This is a genomic window from Burkholderia sp. B10 (assembly GCF_004368385.1).
In the GTDB taxonomy this organism is placed as follows: domain Bacteria; phylum Pseudomonadota; class Gammaproteobacteria; order Burkholderiales; family Burkholderiaceae; genus Burkholderia; species Burkholderia vietnamiensis.
Genome location: NZ_PQMX01000049.1, coordinates 28195 through 48143, shown reverse-complemented (window position 1 = coordinate 48143; position 19949 = coordinate 28195). Strand labels below are relative to the sequence as shown.

14 protein-coding genes are annotated in these 19949 nt (G+C 69.4%); 10 read left to right on the top strand and 4 right to left on the bottom strand.

Annotated elements, in window-relative coordinates; genetic code table 11:
- The coding region (locus tag C3Y15_RS22220) for a transposase (protein WP_148091201.1) at nt 1-124 on the top strand (124 nt) is incomplete at its 5' end.
- A 109-nt stretch (nt 125-233) separates the two neighbouring features.
- On the opposite strand, the gene C3Y15_RS22215 is transcribed toward C3Y15_RS22220, so the two are convergent.
- The 3 genes from C3Y15_RS22215 to C3Y15_RS22205 form a co-directional block, all read right to left on the bottom strand.
- Nucleotides 234-2189, bottom strand: a complete 1956-nt coding sequence (locus tag C3Y15_RS22215) for an alkaline phosphatase PhoX (protein WP_059460884.1) — start codon at nt 2187-2189, stop codon at nt 234-236.
- A 214-nt stretch (nt 2190-2403) separates the two neighbouring features.
- On the bottom strand, nt 2404-3597 hold the full coding sequence (locus C3Y15_RS22210) for an ammonium transporter (protein WP_069246191.1): 1194 nt from the start codon (nt 3595-3597) through the stop codon (nt 2404-2406).
- Between the two features lie 253 nt (nt 3598-3850).
- Complete coding sequence (locus C3Y15_RS22205) at nt 3851-4186, bottom strand: hypothetical protein (protein WP_011884061.1); 336 nt, start codon at nt 4184-4186, stop codon at nt 3851-3853.
- Between the two features lie 191 nt (nt 4187-4377).
- On the opposite strand from C3Y15_RS22205, the gene C3Y15_RS22200 reads away from it, so the two are divergent.
- From C3Y15_RS22200 to C3Y15_RS22180, 5 genes are all read left to right on the top strand, one after another.
- The gene (locus C3Y15_RS22200; protein ID WP_011884063.1) at nt 4378-4806 is read left to right on the top strand and encodes a hypothetical protein; all 429 of its coding nucleotides are present in this window, start codon (nt 4378-4380) and stop codon (nt 4804-4806) included.
- Between the two features lie 92 nt (nt 4807-4898).
- Nucleotides 4899-5339, top strand: coding sequence for an Rrf2 family transcriptional regulator (locus C3Y15_RS22195; protein WP_011884064.1), 441 nt, complete (start codon nt 4899-4901; stop codon nt 5337-5339).
- Nucleotides 5340-5470: 131 nt separating this feature from the next.
- On the top strand, nt 5471-6112 hold the full coding sequence (locus C3Y15_RS22190) for an NAD(P)H-binding protein (RefSeq protein ID WP_059462926.1): 642 nt from the start codon (nt 5471-5473) through the stop codon (nt 6110-6112).
- Nucleotides 6113-6375: 263 nt separating this feature from the next.
- Entirely contained in the window at nt 6376-6846 is a 471-nt protein-coding gene (locus C3Y15_RS22185; RefSeq protein WP_011884069.1) for an Lrp/AsnC family transcriptional regulator, read from the top strand.
- Between the two features lie 190 nt (nt 6847-7036).
- On the top strand, nt 7037-7198 hold the full coding sequence (locus tag C3Y15_RS22180) for a hypothetical protein (protein ID WP_011884072.1): 162 nt from the start codon (nt 7037-7039) through the stop codon (nt 7196-7198).
- Nucleotides 7199-7510: 312 nt separating this feature from the next.
- Here the strand turns inward: C3Y15_RS22180 and C3Y15_RS22175 are convergent, their stop codons facing one another.
- A complete protein-coding gene (locus C3Y15_RS22175) occupies nt 7511-9802 on the bottom strand; it encodes an FUSC family membrane protein (protein ID WP_059894770.1) in 2292 nt (763 codons plus the stop codon).
- Nucleotides 9803-9983: 181 nt separating this feature from the next.
- Between C3Y15_RS22175 and recC the strand changes: the two genes are divergently transcribed.
- The 4 genes from recC to arfB are packed head-to-tail and all read left to right on the top strand — an operon-like array spanning nt 9984 to nt 19745.
- Nucleotides 9984-13322, top strand: a complete 3339-nt coding sequence (recC, locus tag C3Y15_RS22170) for an exodeoxyribonuclease V subunit gamma (RefSeq protein ID WP_069246192.1) — start codon at nt 9984-9986, stop codon at nt 13320-13322.
- Nucleotides 13319-17023, top strand: coding sequence for an exodeoxyribonuclease V subunit beta (recB, locus tag C3Y15_RS22165; RefSeq protein WP_069246193.1), 3705 nt, complete (start codon nt 13319-13321; stop codon nt 17021-17023). Before recC ends, recB begins: the two co-directional genes overlap by 4 nt.
- Nucleotides 17020-19344, top strand: a complete 2325-nt coding sequence (locus C3Y15_RS22160) for an AAA family ATPase (protein WP_069246194.1) — start codon at nt 17020-17022, stop codon at nt 19342-19344. The genes recB and C3Y15_RS22160 overlap by 4 nt, the downstream gene beginning before the upstream one ends.
- Complete coding sequence (gene arfB / locus C3Y15_RS22155) at nt 19341-19745, top strand: alternative ribosome rescue aminoacyl-tRNA hydrolase ArfB (RefSeq protein ID WP_011884080.1); 405 nt, start codon at nt 19341-19343, stop codon at nt 19743-19745. The genes C3Y15_RS22160 and arfB overlap by 4 nt, the downstream gene beginning before the upstream one ends.
- The last annotated feature ends 204 nt before the right edge of the window (nt 19746-19949 follow it).

The window sequence follows — 19949 nt, the reverse complement described above, 5'->3', positions numbered from 1 at the left end:
TACCAGCGTCGTCGAAGGCATCAACAACACCATCAAGGTCATCAAGCGTCGGGCTTACGGGTACCGTGACGATGAATACTTCTTCCTCAAGATCCGCGCCGCCTTCCCCGGTAATCCTCGATGAACCAAAAAAAAGCGCGACGCCCGCAATGGGCATCGCGCAGAAGACGGCGTGGAGCGCCGACGAATGAAACGTGACGATGAAGCGGGGCGCCGCGCGCCCCGGTTGACGCTTAGGCCTTCGCGAGCTTGATGCTGGTCGGCTCGGCCGTCAGATAGCCGACGCTTGCGCCGAAGCGGTCCTTGAAGTTCGCGCGCACGAGCGGATCGAGCGTCGGCTTGACCTTGTCGTGCAGCGGCGTTTCCCAGTCGCCCGCGTGCTGGAAGTTGCTCATGATGTAGGTCCAGCCGTTGATCTCGTCCACCGCGTGCAGGCCCGTCGATTCGGCGCCCGCCGGGCACGACAGCACGCGCGTGAGGGCTTTCGTGTCGACGTTGTACGCCCACAGGAAGTTGTTCACGTGCATGCCTGAATCTTCGCCGATGAAGAGCGTGCGCAGCTTCTCCGAGAACTTCAGGTTGTCGGGGTTCGCGATCTTGTCCGGGTTCGCAAGGTTGCCGAGCGCGTCGGCGGCGGCCAGGTCCTCACCGACCAGCGCGGCCGGCGCGCTCATGTCGACCGGCACCCAGTCGCTGTCGATCGCGGCGCCCGTCGTGTCGCGCTGGCTGCCCTTCAGGTTCAGCGCGTAGACGGCGCCCGCGGCGATCTTCTTGTCGAGCGCGACGTCGCGCGACACCGCGTTGCCCTTGATCATCGACGTCTCGATCCGCGACATCGCCGAGTAGACGATCTTGTCGCGCGCGTTGACCGTCGTGCCCTCGAGCTTCGTGAACGCCATGCTGCCGCCGATCAGCGCCGCGTAGCGATGCGTCTCCAGGAACGCGGCGGCCTTTTCCATCCCCGGCTTCACGCGAATCCAGTTGAACTTGCCGCCGAAGTGGATCTTCGTATAGCTCGCGTCGGCCGGATCGACCGTCGCGACGTCCATGATGTCCGACGCCTTCAGCGTGTTCGCGAGCGTCTCGATCTCGCTGCTCGTCGCATGGCCGATCCTGATCCACGTGAGCGTCGCGCTGCCGGCGCCGGCCGAGGTCGTCTGCGTCCATTTTGCGACGTACAGCGTGCCGGCCGACAGGTCGGCCGCCTTGTCGGCGACGAACATGAACAGGCCGCCGTTGGTCGCGTCGTCGCCCATCATCACGGTGCGCTGGTCCGGCATCACCTGGATCAGCTCGTGCGAGATGCGGCCGAGACAGTAGTGCTTCTTCACCGTGCCTGTGCCGTCCGGATTCACCGTGATCTCGGGCAGATGGCCGTAGTGGTAGGGGTTCGCCTTCGTCTCGTCGCCGAACGTGTTGCGGCTGAACGCCTTGAACTGCGCGTCGGTCGCGGCCTTCGTCGCGTCCGGCTCGTATTCCTCGCTCGACAGGTGCGTGCCCCACGGCGACAGGCTCGCGCCGCAGGTGATCCACAGCCCGTGCGCCTTCGACGTGTCGACGTTGTGATATTTGACGACCTTCAGCGCGCCGGTGGCCGGATCCTGGTCGAGCGTGATGACCGCGATCGGCGACGGCAGCTGGCCGTACTGCGACGCGCTCGCCTGGTCGCGCGTCGTGTATTCGAACTGCACGACGGCGAACACCGTGTTGCCTTTCACGCCCGCCACGTTCGCGTTCTTCAGCGTGAGCAGCGAGCTGCCGTCCGGACAGTCCGAATAGAACTGGCGCTCCTTGCCGGCCACCGAGCGGTCGATGATCGGCTGGTTGTTGATGTCGTAGTAGCCGCCCGCGAGGATCGTGCCGCCTTTGCCGTCCGGCACCATGTCGCCCGTCACGAAGAACGGCCGGTACGCGAGCTTGAAGTTGCGCGACGAGCCGTCCGAGAACGACACCGCCAGCGTCGAGCCCACCGTCGTGGCGGCCATCGCGCCCGGATTGTCGAGCGTCGGCGCGGCCATCGCGGCGAACGCGGCCGACGCATAGGCGGCGGCCGGCGTGGCCGTCGGATTGTCGTCGCCGCCGCAGCCGGTCAACAGGGCCGGCAGCGCGAGGCCGGAAAGGGGCAGCATCGGCGCCCCGGCGAGGATCTTCAGGGCCTGACGACGGGAAGCATTGGGCAACGCGGGCATGTGGAGTCCAGTTTCAGATGTTGGAAGAATGGCTTTCGTCGTGCAGGCGAGTGGCAAGCAAGACGAAGGCAAGTTGAAAACTGGACGGAAGTGTAGGGACGCTAGATGAAAGTTTTTTGAATTGAAAACGTAATGATGGGGCGGGCCGGCGTGAGGCGGGCGGCCCGACGCCCGCCTCACGCGCTGACGACGCTCAGTCGCGCTCGGGCGTCGCTCAGTCGCGCTCCGGCGTCGCCGAGATGCGGTGGATCGACAGATCCGCGCCGTCGAACTCGGCTTCGCGATCGAGCCGCAGGCCGACGGTCGCCTTCAGCGCGCCGTACACCAGCGTGCCGCCCGCGGTGGCGATCGCGATGCCGCCCAGCGTGCCGATCAGCTGCGACATGAACGACACGCCGCCGAGGCCGCCGAGCGCGGGCATCCCGAACACGCCGGCCGCGAGGCCGCCGAGCGCGCCGCACATGCCGTGCAGCGGCCACACGCCGAGCACGTCGTCGATGCGCCACTTGTTCTGCACGCAGGTGAACATCGCGACGAACAGCGCGCCGGCCGCGGCGCCGGTGATGAGCGCCCCGATCGGGTGCATCACGTCGGAGCCCGCGCACACCGCGACGAGGCCGGCGAGCGGGCCGTTGTAGGTGAAGCCCGGGTCGTTGCGGCCGGCCATCCACGCGGCGAGCGTGCCGCCGACCATCGCCATCAGCGAGTTCACGGCGACGAGGCCGCTGATCTTGTCGAGCGTCTGCGCGCTCATCACGTTGAAGCCGAACCAGCCGACCGCCAGCACCCACGCGCCGAGCGCGAGGAACGGAATGTTCGACGGCGGATGCGCGGCGATGCGGCCGTCCTTCGCATAGCGGCCGTGGCGTGCGCCGAGCAGCAGCACGGCCGGCAGCGCGACCCAGCCGCCGAAGGCATGGACGACCACCGAGCCCGCGAAATCGTGGAACGGCGCGCCGAAGGCGTGCGTGAGCCACGCCTGCACGCCGAAGCGCTCGTTCCATGCGATCCCTTCGAAGAACGGATAGATGAAGCCGACGATGATCATCGTGGCGACGAGCTGCGGATTGAATTTCGCGCGTTCCGCGATGCCGCCGGACACGATTGCCGGGATGGCCGCGGCGAACGTCAGCAGGAAGAAGAAGCGCACCAGCGCGTAGCCGTTGTGCTGCGACAGCGAGCCGATGTCGTCGAAGAATTCGACGCCGTACGCGATCGTGTAGCCGATGAAGAAGTACGAGAGCGTCGACACCGAGAAGTCGACCAGGATCTTCACCAGCGCGTTGACCTGGTTCTTCTTGCGGACCGTGCCGAGTTCGAGGAAAGCGAAGCCCGCGTGCATCGCGAGCACCATGACGGCGCCGATCAACAGGAACAGTGTGTCGACGCCGGATTTCAGACCATCCATGCCGTTACATCCTTGCGCAAAAAATGGGCAAGGAATGCAAATTTCGAGCCAAGTTGGTGAGTGAGTGCGTGTAGTTGGTGCGAAGTGCCGTGCGGCGCGGCTTTCGGGTGAGGGTTGCACGAAAACGGGGCGAGCTGCCGACGGCGTCATTTCGGCAGAAAACGCACGCGTGCGGTGCGGAGTGTGCGCAACTGGTGCGCGTGCTGGCGCGTGTGGCGCGTGGTGGTGCGGTGCGATGCGCCGGTCTGGTGCGTCAGTGGCGCGTGAACATGTGGCGCGGGCGGCGCAGCCGCAGCGCGCGGGCGGTCCAATAGGTGGCGACGGCGGCGAGCCCGAGCGCGGCGATTGCCAGCGAGGCGAAGCCGGTGACCGATTGTCCGTGGCCGTCGGGGCCGAGAATGCCCTGCACGACGATCAGCGCCGCCGTCCAGAAGCCGATCACTGCCTGGGCGAGCAGGCGCGCGGATGCGACGCGGCGCGGGCGGCCGTCGTCGCGAAAGCGCCGCGCGGCTGGCGCGCGAAGACACACGAACAGGCTGGTGGCGAGTGCCGCGGCCAGCGCGATGAACCAGTCGATGAGAAAAGCCATGGGGAGCGGGAAGCGAGCGAAACGGTTGTAGGCCTGCCGACTTTAGTAGCGTTGCGCGGGCGCTTGAATCAGACGAATTCGAAATTGCACCGCGTGTTCGATCGCGACGCTTCATGGCCGCGGTGACACAGGCGGTATCATCGACACCGGTCCAACCAACCAGGCCGTACCTGCATGGCCGGAGATTGCTGATGAAGATGAAGACATGGCCGGCGCGACGCGCGCCCGGCGCGATGCTGGCGGCTGCGGCCGCTGCTACGGTGCTGTTGCTCGCGGGCTGCGAGAAGTCCGGTGCGCCGGCGAACCAACCCGATACGGCTGCGAGCGCGGCCGCCGATGCCGCGAACCACGCGGCCCAGGCGCTCGACCAGGTAGCGAGCACCGTGAGCCAGCAGCTCAATGCCGCGAAGGCCGGCATCGCGTCGGCTGCGTCTGCGGTGCCGCCGCTTTCCGCGAGCGGGCTGGCATCGGCCGCGCAGGCGCAGTTCGATGCGGCCGCGTCGGCGGTCGTCGCGCATGCGGCGTCCGAAGCCGGCGCGAAGATGGCCGAGGCCGGCAAGAAGCTCCAGCAGTGGAGCCAGCAGAACGCGGCCGGCGCAAAGCCTGCCAGCGGCCAGTGACGGTGCGCTTGCACAAGTCGTCAAATGTAATTATAGTGGTTACACATTGTCGCCGGTCGCGGTTCGGGCCGGCGTCGTTGAGCGAGTGACGAATGAATACCAGCAGCCGGTTCGCGTTTGCCGTGCACGTGCTTGCCTTGCTGTCGATGCAGGACGGCGTGCCGTTGTCGTCCGAGATCATCGCGGGCAGCGTGAACACGAACCCGGCGCTGATCCGGCGGCTGCTGTCGATGCTGGCGGCGGCCGGGCTGACCACGTCGCAGCTCGGCGCGGGCGGCGGGGCGCTGCTCGCGCGCGAGCCGGGCGACATCTCGCTGCTCGACGTGTATCGCGCGGTCGACGATGCGCAATTGTTCGCGCTCCATCGCGAGGCACCGAATCCGGCGTGCATGGTCGGGCGGCACATCCAGGGCGTGCTGATCGACTATATCGGCGATGCGCAGCGCGCGATGGAAGCATCGCTCGCCACGCGCACGCTCGCCGACGTCACGGCGGACGTGCTCGCATCGGAGCAACGCAGCGGCGCGGGGTAGGGCGCCGGCTGGTGAAGGCGCTGGGGCGGCGCCTAGTGGACCGCGCGGTGGTTTGCGCAACGGAGTTCGCTCCGTTTTTTTTCGGCCTTATATGTAATCGCTGTAGTTACTTTTATTTCTGGAGAATCGACATGACGCACCATCCATTGAACATCGCGCTGTTCGGCGCCACCGGGATGATCGGCTCGCGCATCGCCGCTGAAGCGGCCCGCCGCGGCCATCGCGTGACCGCGTTGTCGCGCCGACCGGGCGCGGCCGGCGACGGCATCGTCGCGCAGGCGGCCGACCTGTTCGAGCCGGCCAGCATTGCGGCCGTGCTGCCGGGTCACGACGTGGTCGCGAGCGCATACGGCCCGCAGCAGGACGATGCCGCGAAGGTCGTCGCGGCCGCGCGGGCGCTCGTGGCGGGCGCACGGCAGGCCGGGCTGAAGCGGCTCGTCGTGGTCGGCGGCGCGGGTTCGCTCGAAGTCGCGCCCGGCCGGCAACTGGTCGACACCGACGGCTTCCCGCAGGCGTACAAGGCGGTCGCGCTGGCGCATCGCGAAGCGCTCGACTATCTGAAAACGGTCGGCGATCTCGACTGGACGTTCTTCGCGCCCGCCGCACTGATCGCGCCCGGCGAGCGCACCGGCGCGTTCCGCACCGGCGCGGGCACGCTGATCGCCGACGCGCACGGCGACAGCCGGATCTCGGCGGAGGATTACGCCGTCGCGTTCGTCGATGCGCTCGAGCAGCACAGCTTCGTGCGCGAGATCGCGACCGTCGCGTATTGACCGCTGCCGCGCCGCCGCGCCGTCCATGCGCGGCGGCCGCCGTTGTCGTGACTTCAGGCGATTTCACCCGAACGGGTGAAGTCGCCTGTTTCGTTTGACGGGCGGCGTAACTCGGCGCCGCCCGCGCCCGAACCGGGGGTGAGGCGGTGTCGGATGCGCGCGGATTGGTATTTATCCCGGTCGACGGCAGCGAGTGCTTTCCATATTGTTCCCCGTTATGCTGGATGCATAGAAAAAATTTCTATCTACGAGGGACCAGATAAATGGATGCCATCGATCGCAAGCTGCTGGAGCTGTTGCAGGCGGACGCCACATTGCCGATCGCCGAACTCGCGCAGCGCGTGAACCTGTCGCAGACGCCGTGCTGGAAGCGCGTGCAGCGACTGAAGGAAACCGGCGCGATCCGTGCGCAGGTCGCGCTGTGCGACCCGCGCAAGCTCGGCGTCGGCACCACCGTGTTCGTCGCGATCCGCACGAACCAGCACACCGAGGAGTGGGCCCAGCGCTTTACGCAAGTCGTGCGCGACATGCCGGAAGTCGTCGAGGTCTATCGGATGAGCGGCGAAACCGACTATCTGCTGCGTGTCGTGGTGGCGGGCATCGACGATTACGACCGCGTGTACAAGCAGCTGATCCGCATGGTGCCGCTGTTCGACGTGAGCTCGTCGTTCGCCATGGAGCAGATCAAGTATTCGACCGCGTTGCCGGTGCGCGACGTGTCCGAACCGGCGTAACGCGGTGCGCGCGCACATCGGTCGGCGCTGTGCGGCGTGTTGCCTGCCCGTCAGCGGCGCGCGCCCGCGCACGGAAACGATGTTCGACGGAAAACCAGGGGCGCAGTGCGACGGCGCAACCCGGCGCGTCGTAACGGGCGCAAGCGCGTAGAATGCCCGCTTCGACGAATTCGACGGAGCCGCACCGGCCATGAACGATCAGCGCAAGAAGAACCCAGTCCGCAACGTGAGCATCCTGATCGTCGTGGCCGTACTCCTGGTGATCGGGACGATCATGTACAACGCGATCTCGCAGAAGCACGCGTACGACGAAGCCCACCCGGCCGAGGCCGCGAGCGCCGCGTCGCACTGACGTCGGCGCGGGCGCGCAGCCGCAGGCGCGTGCTCTACGGGGCGGGAGCGATGTGCGCCTAAGAGGCGTGAGGCGTGACGACGCGCTCTGTTGCGTCGGGACCGACGCGGCCGCCGAAGCCTGCGCTCGCCTCCGAAGGCTGCCGTCGCTGCCCACGCCGGTCCACCGGCCGATCGACATCAGCACGGCATCGGCAACACGTGGAACAGCAGAATGCGCTCACGCACCGTGTTGATCGCGCGCGGAATCACGCGTCACGAGGCACGCGCGGCCGGGAAGATCGGCCGGTCGAACCATTGCGCACCCGCTTAGTCACGCCGGCAGCCGGATGACGCTCGCGTCCTTGCGGATCAGCAGCGATGACGCCAGCATCTGCTTGCACTGGTGCGCGAGAACCTTCAGGTCGTGCGTGAGGTCGGCGCCCACGGCGTCCGATTTTTCCGCCGACACGACCATTTCGTCGAGCGCGCGCGTGATCTGTCTGGTCGTATCGAGATGGTCGGCCGGCGGCGGCTCGCCGGCTTCCGCCTTTTCGAGGTTGTCGAGCACGGCGGACAGGCCGCGATGCAGCGCGTCGTCGTGAACGCGCTGCCCGTCGGCTGAGCATGCGCTGCGAATCAGCGGCGCGGCGGCGGTGATCTGCGCGCCGAGCACGTGGGCCTGTACCAGCAGGTCGTTGAGTTCGGCGACGAAGCGCTGGTGCGCCTTCGGCTCGATCATCATCCGCTGGAACGCCTGCCCGAGGTTCGCGAATGCGATGTGCACGTCCTTGCGCGCGAGGCGGTAGCGATAGTCGTCGTCGAGCGCGGTGGACGGCGCTTCGATCGCCGCGGCAACGACCGGCACGGCAGCCGCGCCGTCCGCGACCGGCACGGCAGGCGCCGAGGCGCCGCGCCCGGCGCGCCACGCCGCCTCGAAATACTTGCGGGTCGAGCTCAGCATGTCGGTCACGAGCTTGCCCATCAGTCGGTATTCCCAGTACGGGAAGAGCCGGCTCGCGGCGATCGCGATCATGCAGCCGACCACGGTGTCGATCGCGCGCTCGCCGATGATGCGCATGCTGCCCGGCGCGAGCAGGTGGAACATCAGCAGCACGTACGACGAAGTGAACACGACGCTCGCCGCATAGTTGAACAACAGCAGGCTGTAGCTCATCACCATCGATCCGAACATGATCGCGATGAGCACGTGCGGCTCCTTCACCGAATAGATCAGCGCGATGCTCGCCGCGCAGCCGATCAGCGTTCCGACGATACGTTGCGCGTTGCGCTGCTTGGTCAGCGAGTAGCCCGGCTTCAGGATAATGATGGTCGTCATCACGATCCAGTAGGCATTCGTGAGCGGCAGCAGCCTGCCGAGCCAGAAGCCGACCGCGACGGCGATCGTCACGCGCAGCGCGTGGCGAAAGCTCGGCGAGCGCATGTTCAGGTTCGAGAAGATCAGCAGCGGCGACATCCGGCGCCGCTGCAGGAACCGCACGAGCGCCTTGTCGATCTTCAGTTCGGTCTGCTGCGGATCGGCGCGGCCCGACAGGTTGCGGCGCATCCGGTCGATCAGCCGCGTCGCGCTCCAGATCCGCCGGAACGTCGCGAGCACGGCCGCGTACGCCTCGGCATTGGCCGCCGCGAAGTTCTTCTTGCGCATCAGCTCGATCTCGTACTCGATCGCGCGCAGTTCGGCCTTCACGCTGATGCGCGAATGCGGCGCGCGGTTCTCGAGCACCGCGAGGCCGATTTCCTCGAGATCGGCCGCCGCCTTGCCGATCAGGTCGCGATAGAAAATGATCAGGTCCGAGCCGCCGAACGTGTTGCGCACGAGCGGATAGTCGGTATGCGCGCCGACGAATAGCTCGTGCAGGTCGACGCTGTTGATGAACAGGTTGTACATCGTCGTGCGGCCGGGATCGAGCTTGCCGCGGCGCAGCTTCGGCAGGTTGCGCAGCACGATGTCGCGGGCGGTTTCCTGCGTTTCGACCGCCGTGATCTGCTTGGCGACGAGATTGCGGTAGCACTCGTCGAGATCCGCGTCGAGGTCGTAGAACTGCGCGCGCGCCTGCAGGTAGTCCGCGCACGCGAACAGGCTCTCCGCGAGCGCCTGCTGCTCGATCCGGCGCGCCTGCCATTGCGACACGATGGTCGCCCAGTACGTGTACCAGAGGCCGCCCGCCAGAATCCAGCCGGCATTGACGAACGCCTGCAGCGGCGTGAAGTTCTCCTCCAGCGTCATCACCATCATGAACAGCGTCGCGAAGCTGATTTGCGGCCAGCGGTTGCCGTACACGACGATCAGCGACAGCACGAACGTGAGCGGGACGATCGTCAGCCACAGCGCGAAGATGTGCGGCGTGGCGAGGCCCGTCGCGAGCGCGGCCAGAAAGCCGATCACGCTGCACGCAAGCATTTCGTTGTGCTTGTACTTCAGCGGGCCCGGCATGTCGACGACGCACGCGCCGAGCGCACCGGTCGAGATCGTGAAGCCGAGCTCCCGGTTGTGAAACACGATCAGGCACAGCACCGCGGGCAGCGACACGCCGAACGCGATTCTCAGCCCACCGAAGAAGTACTGGCTGTAGAGAAACTTTCTGATTTCGACCGAATAGCGCATCGATGAACGTAATGGCAGACGAAGACGCCCGGGACAGCGTATTGACTGGCGACGAGTCTATCGTATTTCGCGGCCCGCAAAACCTGGCCGTTCGGCCGAACTTCGCCGCGCCGCCCCTTTTGCTATCCTTGTCGCTCCTGTTCGCACGGCGTGGCCGACGCGACGCTCCGACACCCGCTTCATGCTCCATCTTTTCTACTCGAACCGTCACGAAACGCTGGCCGATGCGCTGCTCGAGGATCTGGCCGCGTTCCCGGCCCACAACGGCCCGTGGGCGTCGCAACAAGTGATCGTGCCGAGCGCGGCGTTGCGCCGCCGTCTCGAGCTCGACATCGCCGCGCGCCACGGCGTCTGCGCGAACGTCGAGTTCACGTATCTCGCGCAATGGCTGTGGGCGCAGATCGGTCGCGTGTTGACCGTGCCCGCGCGCTCGCCGTTCGCACCGGATCGGCTCGTGTGGCGCTGCTACCGGCTGTTTGCGCAGGCTGCGGACGGTGCGCCGTGGTTCGCGTCGCCGCGGCTCGCGGCGTACCTGAGCGCGTCGGACGACGCGATGCGCCATGAGCTGGCGCAGCGTGTCGCGACCGTGCTCGACCACTACCTGACCTATCGGCCGGAATGGCTGGCGGCGTGGCAGGCCGGCGAATCGGTGCTCGCGGGCGATGCCGCACCGCGCGGCATCAGCGACGCGGCGCGCGACGACGAGCGCTGGCAGGCGGCGCTGTGGCGCGCGCTGCTCGCCGAGTTGAGCGACAGCGGCACGCCGCCGGCGCATCGCTTTCTCGTGGAGGCGCGCAATCTCGATGCCGAGACGGTCGAACGCGCCGAGTGGCCGGAATCGGTCTGCGTGTTCGCGCTGCCCACGATGCCGCCGCTGCACGTCGCGCTGCTGCGCGAGCTGTCGCGCTGGATCGACGTGCACATTTACGCGCTCAATCCTTGTCGAGAATTCTGGTTCGACATCGTCACGGCCGCGCATGCGGAGGCGCTCGATGCGGCCGGGCGGCTCGACTATCAGGAGGTCGGCCATCCGCTGCTTGCGGAGTGGGGCCGTCAGACGCAGGCGCAGCTGCACATGCTGCACGAGCTGACCGAAAGCGCCGCGTCGGGCGATGCGTCGCGCTTCGTCGAGAACGCGGCGCCCAGCTGGCTCGCGCGCGTGCAGAACGCGATTCTCGGGCTGCAGCCCGAGGCCGAGCTCGGCGACGCGCCGGCCGAGCGCGGGATCGAGGTGCACGTGTGCCACAGCCTCGCGCGCCAGCTCGAGGTGTTGCACGATCGCCTGCTGGCATGGTTCGACGCCGACGCGACACTGCAGCCGTCCGACGTGCTGGTGGCGGTTGCCGATCTCGCGGCGGCCGGGCCGCTGATCGACGCCGTGTTCGGCACGGCGGGCGCCGGGGCGGCACGCGTGCCGTACCGGATCACCGGGCTGCCGCCGTCGCAGGCGAACCCGGTCGCGCGCGTGCTGCTCGAATGGCTCGCGTTGCCGGACCGGCAGGTCGGCGCGCCCGAGCTGGTCGAATGGTTGCGCGTCGACGCAGTCGCAGCCCGTTACGGCATCGACGCGGCCGCGCTGGAGACGGTGCAGACCTGGCTCGCGGCCGCGGGCGCGCGACGCGGGCTGTCGCCGGCGGCCAGCGACGATGCGGCGGTGCCCGCACCGCGCCATACGTTCGCCGATGCGCTCGCGCGCCTGTTCCTCGGCTATGCGATGCCAGAAGGCGCCGCGCCGATCGGCGCATGGTTGCCGATCGAGGCGGCCACGGGCAGCGAGGCCGAGCTGCTCGGCCGGCTGGCCCGCTTCACCGACGATCTCGACGGGTTCGCGCAGCGGCTTGCCGGTGCGCTCACGCCGCGCGCATGGAGTGAACTGTTCGCCGATACGCTGGCGCGCTTCTTCGATTCGGGCGCCGCCTATGCCGATGCGCTTGCCGGCGTGCGCGACGCGCTCGACGCGATGCTGGCCGCGATGACCGAAGGTGCGCCGGACGAGGCGCTGCCCGCTGCGGTCGTGCGGGCCGGGCTGGCCGCCGCGCTCGACGATCCGGCGCGTGGCGGGGTGCCGTGGGGCGGTGTGACGTTCTCGTCGCTGACGAGCTTGCGTGGGCTGCCGTACCGCGTGATATGTCTGCTCGGGATGGACGACGGCGTGCTGCCGAGCCTCGCGCGCGCCGACGAGTTCGACCTGATGGCCGTGCTGCCGAAGCTGGGCGACCGGCAGCGCCGCGACGACGAGCGCAATCTGTTCCTCGACCTGCTGCTCGCCGCGCGCGACCGGCTGCTGATCGCGTACACCGGCCGCAGCATCCGCGACAACGCGCCGTTGCCGCCCGCGGCGCTCGTCGACGAACTGCTCGATCACCTCGCGCTCGTCACGGCCGGCGCGGACGCCGCGCCGGATGCGGTCGACGCCGCGCGCCGTGCGTTCGTCGTCGAACATCCGCTGCAGCCGTTCGCGGCCGAGTATTTCCGGCCCGGCAGCGAACTCGCATCTTACGACGCCGAGCGCGCGACGCTGGCGTCGCTGCTCGCGGCCGAAGCCACACGCGATGCGTCGCGGGAGCAGCCGTTCTTCGCGCAGCCGCTGGCGGCCGAGCCGGTCGAGCCGGTCGCATTCGGCGAATTCGAACGGTTCTGGCGTCATCCGGCTCGCGCGTTGTTGCGCGCGCGGCTCGGCATCGTGTTGTCCGATGCGCAGGCGGAATTGCTCGACACCGAGCCGTTCGCGCTCGACTTCGCCGGCAGCGACGCGCTCGCCGAGCGCCTGCTGCCGCTGCTGATCGAATCCGACGAGCGCGACGTGCACGATCACGCGCTGCGCATCGCCGACGCGAGCCCCGAACTGCCGGGCGGCGCGACGGGCGCCGTGTGGCGCGACCAGGCGCTCGGCTCGATGACGCAGCTCGCGTCGAACGTGCGTCGTGCGCTCGCCGAAGGCGTCGCGCGGCGGCCGTTCACGCTCACGATCGCGCCTGCATGGCCCGAAACCGCCGATGAACTGTTCGGCGTGCACGACGCGATGCTGTCGGCCGATGCGGTGAGCGCGCCGCTCGAGTTGCACGGCACGCTGAACAGGCTCACGCCGGCCGGTCAGGTGATCTATCGCTACGCACGCCCGAGCGCGCGGGATTACTTGTCGGCGTGGCTGGCGCACCTCGTCTACTGCGCGGTGGAGCCCGACGGGCCGCGCCGCTCGCTGTGGTTCGGCAGCGGCGGGGCATTCGAGCTCACGCCGGTCGCGGCGCCGCTCGAGCGGCTCGCGCCGCTCGCCGCGCTGTTTCGCGCGGGCCGCCGCATGCCGCTGCGGTTCTTTCCGCGCAGCGCATGGGCGTGCGTGTCCGACGGCGACGCGAAGGCCGCGAGCGTGTGGATCAACGAACGTGTGGCGAGCGAGGCGGACGATCCGGCCATCGCGATCGCGTGGCGCGGTGCGCACCCGTCTCTCGACGAGCCGTTCGGCACGCTCGCGCGGCTCGTATTCGAGCCGATGCTCGAACATCTGAAGGAGCTCGAATGAACGCCGCATCCAGATCGCCGGCGGCGCTCGAACTCGACGTGTTCGCATGCCCGCTCGACGGCGTCAACCAGATCGAGGCCTCGGCCGGTACCGGCAAGACGTGGAACATCTGCGCGCTCTACGTGCGGCTGCTGCTCGAAAAGGATCTCGGCGCGGACGAAATCCTCGTGGTGACGTTCACGAAGGCCGCGACCGCCGAACTCCACGAGCGCATTCGCGGCCGGCTGGCGCAACTCGCGCATGCGCTCGATACGGGCGACGACGGCGGCGACCCGTTCGTCGCACGACTGCTGGAGACGACGCTCGGCGAAGGCGGCGCGCTCGATCCCGACACGGCGGCGAAGCGGATCCGGCGCGCGCTTCGCGCGTTCGATCAGGCGGCCATCCACACGATCCACGCGTTCTGCCAGCGCGCGCTCCAGGAGGCGCCGTTCGCCGCCGCGATGCCGTTCGCATTCGACATGCAGGCCGACGATGCGGCGCTGCGCTTCGAACTGGCCGCCGACTTCTGGCGCACGCGCGTCGAACCGATGGCCGCCCGCTGGCCGCGCTTCGCGACGTGGCTCGTCGATTCGGGCGCGGGCCCGGCCGCGCTCGACGCGCAACTGGCGCGTCGGCTGAAGAAGCCGCTGGCCGCGCTGCGCTGGGACGGCGTCGCCGAGCCCGACGAGTCGGCGGAGGCCGCGGCCGCCGCCTGCTTCGAGCAGGCCGCACAAATGTGGGCCGACGAGCGCGATGCGATCGATGCGCTGCTGCGCGCCGCGCAGCCGGCGCTCAACCAGCGCTCGCACAAGCCCGAGGCGATCGCCGATGCGTTCGGTGCGTGGTCCGCGCACTTTGCGCAGCGCAATGCCGCGGCCGCGCTGCCGAAGGCCGCGCTCAGGCTCACGCGCACCGCGCTCGTGAAGGCGACCAAAAAAGGCGGCGCGACGCCCGAACACGCGTTCTTCGACGTGGCCGATGCGCTCGAAGCAGCGGTCGCGGCAGCTGACGCCGCGCAGCGCGCGCGCTGGCTCGCGCTGGTCGCCGACTGGCTCGACAGCGCACCGGCCGAGCTGGCCGAACGCAAGCGCACGCGCCGAGTCGTGTCGTTCGACGATCTGCTCGCGAACCTGTATCAGGCGCTGCAGGCGCACCCGTGGCTCGGCGAGACGCTGCGTGCGCGCTATCCGGCCGCGCTGATCGACGAATTCCAGGATACCGACCCGCTGCAGTTCGCGATCTTCGACCGGATCTTCGCGCCGCGCGGTCCGCTGTTTCTCGTCGGCGATCCGAAGCAGGCGATCTACAGCTTCCGCGCGGCCGATCTGCATACCTATCTCGCCGCGCGCGCACGCGCGAGCGCGTGCTACACGCTCGCGGTCAACCAGCGTTCGACGCCGGCGATCGTCGACGCGTGCAACCGCTTCTTCATGTCGAATCCGCGCGCGTTCGTGCTCGACGGGCTCGACTATTACGCGGTGCGTGCCGGCACGCGCGTGCGGGCGCCGTTCATCGACGAGACAGATCCGGGTCCGGCCGGCGATTTCCGGATCTGGGCGTTGCCGGGCGGCGACGGCACACTGCACAAGCGCGAGGCGCAGGCACAGGCCGCGCAGGCGTGCGCGGCCGAGATTGCGCGGCTGATGCGCGGCGCGCGCGACGGGCACGCGCGGCTCGGCGATACGCCGCTGTCGCCGGGCGACATCGCGGTGCTGGTGCAGACGCACCGACAGGGCAGCCTCGTGAAGCGCGTGCTCGCCACCTGGGGCATCGGCAGCGTCGAGCTTGCGCAGGCATCGGTATTCTCGACGGGTGACGCGGAGCAGCTCGAGCGCGTGCTCGCGGCGATCGACGCGCCGGGCGACCTGCGGCGCTTGCGTGCCGCGCTCGCCGCCGACTGGTTCGGCCTCGATGCCGATGCGCTGTGGCGCATGGAGCAGGGCGATGGCGACGCATCGCGCGATGCGGCGGACGGCGCGGATGCGATGAGCTGGGTCGAGCGCTTCTCGCGTTACCGGCTGCTGTGGCGCGAGCGCGGCTTCGCGGTGATGTGGCGCACGTTCACGCGCGAGCTGCGGATCGCCGAGCGGCTGATGGCTGGCGCGGACGGCGAGCGCCGCGTGACCGACATCAACCATCTTGCCGAACTGACGCAGGCGCGCGCGTCCGCGCAGCCGGGCATCGCGCCGACGCTGCGCTGGCTCGCCGCGCAGCGGCTCGACGGCGGCGGCGAGGAGGCGCAGCTGCGTCTCGAATCCGACCGCAACCTCGTGCAGATCGTCACCGTCCACAAATCGAAGGGCCTCGAATACGCGGTCGTGTTCTGTCCGTTCCTGAACGACGGCGGGCTACGCGAGCCGCCGACGTCGGCGCTGCCCGACGCACGCGAGTATCACGACGACGCAGGCGATGCGGTGCTGCATTACGGATGCGACGACGAAGCCGCCGCGCACGCGGCGCGGCAGGTTTTGCGCGAGCAGGCGGCGGAGCGCGCGCGGCTCGTCTACGTGGCGCTCACGCGCGCCGTCTATCGCTGCTATCTGGTCGCCGGGCCGTATCTGTCGTCGCGCTCGACGCGCGAGGCGCGCCGCAGCGTGCTCAACTGGCTCGTGGCCGGCGCGGGCCGCTCGTTCGACGCGTGGCTCGACGAGCCGCCCTACGAGGCGGAACTCGGCGCAGCATGGCAGGCGCTCGCGGGTGGGCCGCTCAGCGTGGCGCCGTTGCCGGTGCCCGCGCGCCGCGAACGCGTGGCGGCCGGCCATGACGACTCGCAAGCGCTGGCGGCGCGCCGCGCGACGCGCATGTTGCGCGACGCGTGGCGCATCGCGAGTTTCAGTTCGCTGACCGCGTCGATGGCGCGCGAGGAAGCGGGCGTCGCGAGCGTGCCGGACGACGAGTTGCGGCCCGATCACGATGCACTTGCCGCGGTGAGCTCGGACCTCGCGCTCGTCGGCGCCGACACGGCCGTGTCGGCGCCGCCCGACGACGACATCCTGACGTTTCCGCGCGGCGCTGCGGCGGGCGAGTGCCTGCACCGCTTGTTCGAACTGAGTCGCTTCACCGAGCCCGATTCGTGGCGCCAGGCCGCGCTCGGCGCGTTGCACGACCGGCCGGTCGAGGCCGAGCCCGACCTCGCGGTGCGGCTGCCGGCGATGATGGTGCGGCTCGTCGACGACGTCGTGCACACGGAACTCGTGCCGGGCATGCGGCTCGCGGATCTCGATCCGGCCAGGCGGCTCGACGAAATGGGCTTCCTGTTTCCGGCGCCGTCGCTCGAGCTTGGCGCCTTGCGCCGGCTGCTGGTCGCGCACGGCTATCCGGACGTCGCGCTGGAGGCCGGTGCGCTCGCGGGCTTCATCAAGGGTTTCATCGACATGATCGTCGAACACGACGGGCGCTTCTGGATCGTCGACTGGAAGTCGAACCACCTCGGCAATACGCCGGACGCGTACGGCCCGCGCGCGCTCGACGCTGCGATGGCCGATCACGCATATCACCTGCAGGCGCTGCTCTATACGGTCGCGCTGCATCGTTACCTGCGCGCGCGCTTGCCCGATTACGACTACGACACGCATATGGCCGGCTACCTGTATCTGTTCGTGCGCGGCGTGCGGCCCGGCTGGCGCAGCGCCGGCATGCCGGCCGGCGTCCATGCGGGGCGGCCGACCCGCGAACTCGTCGACGCGCTCGACCGGATGATGGAAGGGGGCCGCGCATGAACGCGTCCGACGACACGCTCGAATTCACCGGTGGCCTGGTTGCGCGCCTGCCCGAGCCGGCGGATTTCGGCATAGCGCTGGCCGAGGGTTTCGCGCGCCGCATCGGCGAGTTGTCGCGTCGCGCGGGCGCGCCGGCCGCGGCTGCGCGCTGGGCCGCGCGCGCCGCGTTCGCGGCGAGCCGCGCGACGGCGGGCGGCCATGTGTGCGTCGCGCTCGGCGCGCTCGCGCATCGCTACGATGAGCCCGTCGACGACGTGCGCGCGGCGCTGGCAGCGAGCGGGCTGGTTGCCTATGGCACGCTCGCGCGCGGTGACGAGCGGCCGCTGATCGTCGACCGGCACGACCGGCTGTATCTGTCGCGCTATTTCGATTACGAGCGGCGTCTCGCCGAGGCGCTGGTGGCCCAGGCCGACGCGGCCGCACCGGACGACGCGCTGTCTTCCGAGCGCTTGCGTGCGAGCCTCGCGCGTTACTTCGGACCGGCGACCGGCGAGGTCGACTGGCAGCGCGTCGCGGCGATCGTCGCGCTCACCGGACGCGTGACGATCGTCAGCGGCGGGCCGGGCACCGGCAAGACGACGACCGTGGTCGGCGTGCTCGCTTGTCTGCTCGATGCGCAGCCGGGGCTTCGCATCGCGCTGGCCGCGCCTACCGGCAAGGCCGCGCAGCGGATGCAGGAAGCGCTGCACGCGCGCTCGGGCGATCTCCCGCCGGAGCTGGCGGCGCGCCTGCCCGAGACGTCGTATACGCTGCATCGCCTGCTGGGCGGCGGCGGGCCGACGGGCTTCCGGCATCATCGCGACAATCCGTTGCCGTACGACCTGATCGTGGTCGACGAGGCGTCGATGATCGACGTCGCGCTCGCCGCGCATCTGCTCGACGCGCTCGCACCGGGCGCGCGGCTCGTGCTGCTCGGCGACAAGGACCAGCTCGCGGCCGTCGAGGCCGGCGCCGTATTCGCGGAGCTCAGCGCGCGGCCGACCTTCAGTGCTGCTGCGCGCACGCGCATCGCGACGGCGCTCGGCATCGACGAAGCCGCGTTTGCTGCGGCGTTGCCGGTGCCGGATGGCGATGGGGCGAATGCGGTTGCTGCTGTGGCTCCGGTTTCGACTTCAGCTCCCGCTCCCGCTCCCGCTCCAGACCGAACCGTTCCGCATGCTGCCGCGAGTACCGCACGCAAGCCGTCGACGCGGCGAAGTGCGGATCCGCGACAGGCGTCGTTGTTCGACGACGCGCCGCAGGCCGAAGCGGATGTGCCTGATCCGGCCGTCCCGTCTGCGGCGTCCGCACCGTCTGGCGGGCCAACTGCCACCGAACGCCCGATCGGCGATCCCGCATGGATCGAGGCCGACGAACTCGCGTGGCTCGACGCGGTGGAGCTTGCGCCATTCGAACCGGGCGGCGCTGAAACGGCGGCGCTCGCATCGGCCGCCGCATCGCTTCCGACCGGCGCCGACGCCGTGCCGCCCGCGCTCGCCCCCGCGCCGCTGGCCGACTGCGTCGTGTGGCTCGAACGCAACTACCGCTTCGGCCTCGATTCGCCGATCGGACGGCTGTCGCTCGCAATCCGTCGCGGCGACGTTCAGGCCGCGCTCGATGCGTTGCCCGTCGACGATACGGCCGCCGCGTCGTTCCATGACGACGCCGGCGACACGCTCGCGCCGTCCACCGTCGAGCGGCTTGCACGTCGGTTCGGCGCGTACCTCGCTGCGTTGCGCACCGCGTTGTCCGAGACGGTACCCGATCCGCTGCCGCTGTTCGATGCGCTCAACCGTTTCCGGATCCTGTGCGCGACGCGCACGGGCTCGCGCGGCGCCGAGCACGTCAACGCGCTGGTGGCCGCGCATGTGCGGCAGGCGGCGCGCGTGCCGCTCGCGGTCGGCGCGCACTGGTTCACCGGGCGGCCGATCATGGTGACGCGCAACGATTACGCGCTCGGGCTGTTCAACGGCGACATCGGCATCGCGTTGCCTGACGCGCAGGGCGTGCTGCGCGTATGGTTCCGGCGCGCGGACGGCACCGCGCGCGCGGTGTCGCCGGCCGCGTTGCCGCCGCACGAAACGGCATTCGCGCTGACGGTCCACAAGTCGCAGGGGTCGGAATTCGACGAGGCCGCACTGGTGCTGCCGGCGTCGTTCGGCCGCGTGCTGACGCGCGAGCTCGTCTATACGGCCGTCACGCGCGCACGGACGCGCGTGCAGGTGATCGGCCCGCGGCGCGTGCTGGCGCAGGCGGTTGCGACGCGCACGCAGCGCGACTCGGGGCTGGCGGCCCGCGTCGACGAGGCGCTCGCGCGCCGCCGCACGGAGACGTCGCGATGATGATCCGCTACACGCTCGATCCGGCCGACGTCGAATGGACGGCCGTGCGCGCGCAGGGCGCAGGCGGCCAGAACGTGAACAAGGTGTCGAGCGCGATACACCTGCGTTTCGATATCCGCGCGTCGTCGCTGCCGCCGGTGCTCAAGGAGCGGCTGCTCGCGCTGTCCGACCAGCGCATCACGCGCGACGGCATCGTCGTGATCAAGTCGCAGGAGTACCGCACCCAGGAAAAAAACCGCGAGGCGGCGCTCGCGCGGCTCGACGCGCTGATCGGCAGCGTCGCGTTCACGCCGCGCGCGCGGGTCGCGACGCGGCCGACGCGCGCATCGAAGGAGCGGCGCCTCGAGCACAAGTCGCGCCGCAGCGTCGTGAAATCGGGAAGAGGGAAGGTGATCGACTGACGAAATGCCAGCGCGGTTGGCTGTCGGTCGCCGACCGCTGGCCGCCGAGCGCCGAGCGCCGAGCGCCAACCGCCAACCGCCAACCGCCAACCGCCAACCGCCAACCGCCAACCGCCAACCGCCAACCGCCGCGGTCAACCACCGACACCACCACGACCTCCACGCTCCACCGCGAGCGCCCGACCGTCAACACCACCGCCAACT

Excerpts from the sequence above, each read along its gene's own strand:
- C3Y15_RS22215 (WP_059460884.1), bottom strand. The coding sequence starts at position 2,189 with ATGCCCGCGTTGCCCAATGCTTCCCGTCGTCAGGCCCTGAAGATCCTC.
- C3Y15_RS22210 (WP_069246191.1), bottom strand. The coding sequence starts at position 3,597 with ATGGATGGTCTGAAATCCGGCGTCGACACACTGTTCCTGTTGATCGGC.
- C3Y15_RS22205 (WP_011884061.1), bottom strand. The coding sequence starts at position 4,186 with ATGGCTTTTCTCATCGACTGGTTCATCGCGCTGGCCGCGGCACTCGCC.
- C3Y15_RS22200 (WP_011884063.1), top strand. The coding sequence starts at position 4,378 with ATGAAGATGAAGACATGGCCGGCGCGACGCGCGCCCGGCGCGATGCTG.
- C3Y15_RS22195 (WP_011884064.1), top strand. The coding sequence starts at position 4,899 with ATGAATACCAGCAGCCGGTTCGCGTTTGCCGTGCACGTGCTTGCCTTG.
- C3Y15_RS22190 (WP_059462926.1), top strand. The coding sequence starts at position 5,471 with ATGACGCACCATCCATTGAACATCGCGCTGTTCGGCGCCACCGGGATG.
- C3Y15_RS22185 (WP_011884069.1), top strand. The coding sequence starts at position 6,376 with ATGGATGCCATCGATCGCAAGCTGCTGGAGCTGTTGCAGGCGGACGCC.
- C3Y15_RS22180 (WP_011884072.1), top strand. The coding sequence starts at position 7,037 with ATGAACGATCAGCGCAAGAAGAACCCAGTCCGCAACGTGAGCATCCTG.
- C3Y15_RS22175 (WP_059894770.1), bottom strand. The coding sequence starts at position 9,802 with ATGCGCTATTCGGTCGAAATCAGAAAGTTTCTCTACAGCCAGTACTTC.
- recC (WP_069246192.1), top strand. The coding sequence starts at position 9,984 with ATGCTCCATCTTTTCTACTCGAACCGTCACGAAACGCTGGCCGATGCG.
- recB (WP_069246193.1), top strand. The coding sequence starts at position 13,319 with ATGAACGCCGCATCCAGATCGCCGGCGGCGCTCGAACTCGACGTGTTC.
- C3Y15_RS22160 (WP_069246194.1), top strand. The coding sequence starts at position 17,020 with ATGAACGCGTCCGACGACACGCTCGAATTCACCGGTGGCCTGGTTGCG.
- arfB (WP_011884080.1), top strand. The coding sequence starts at position 19,341 with ATGATGATCCGCTACACGCTCGATCCGGCCGACGTCGAATGGACGGCC.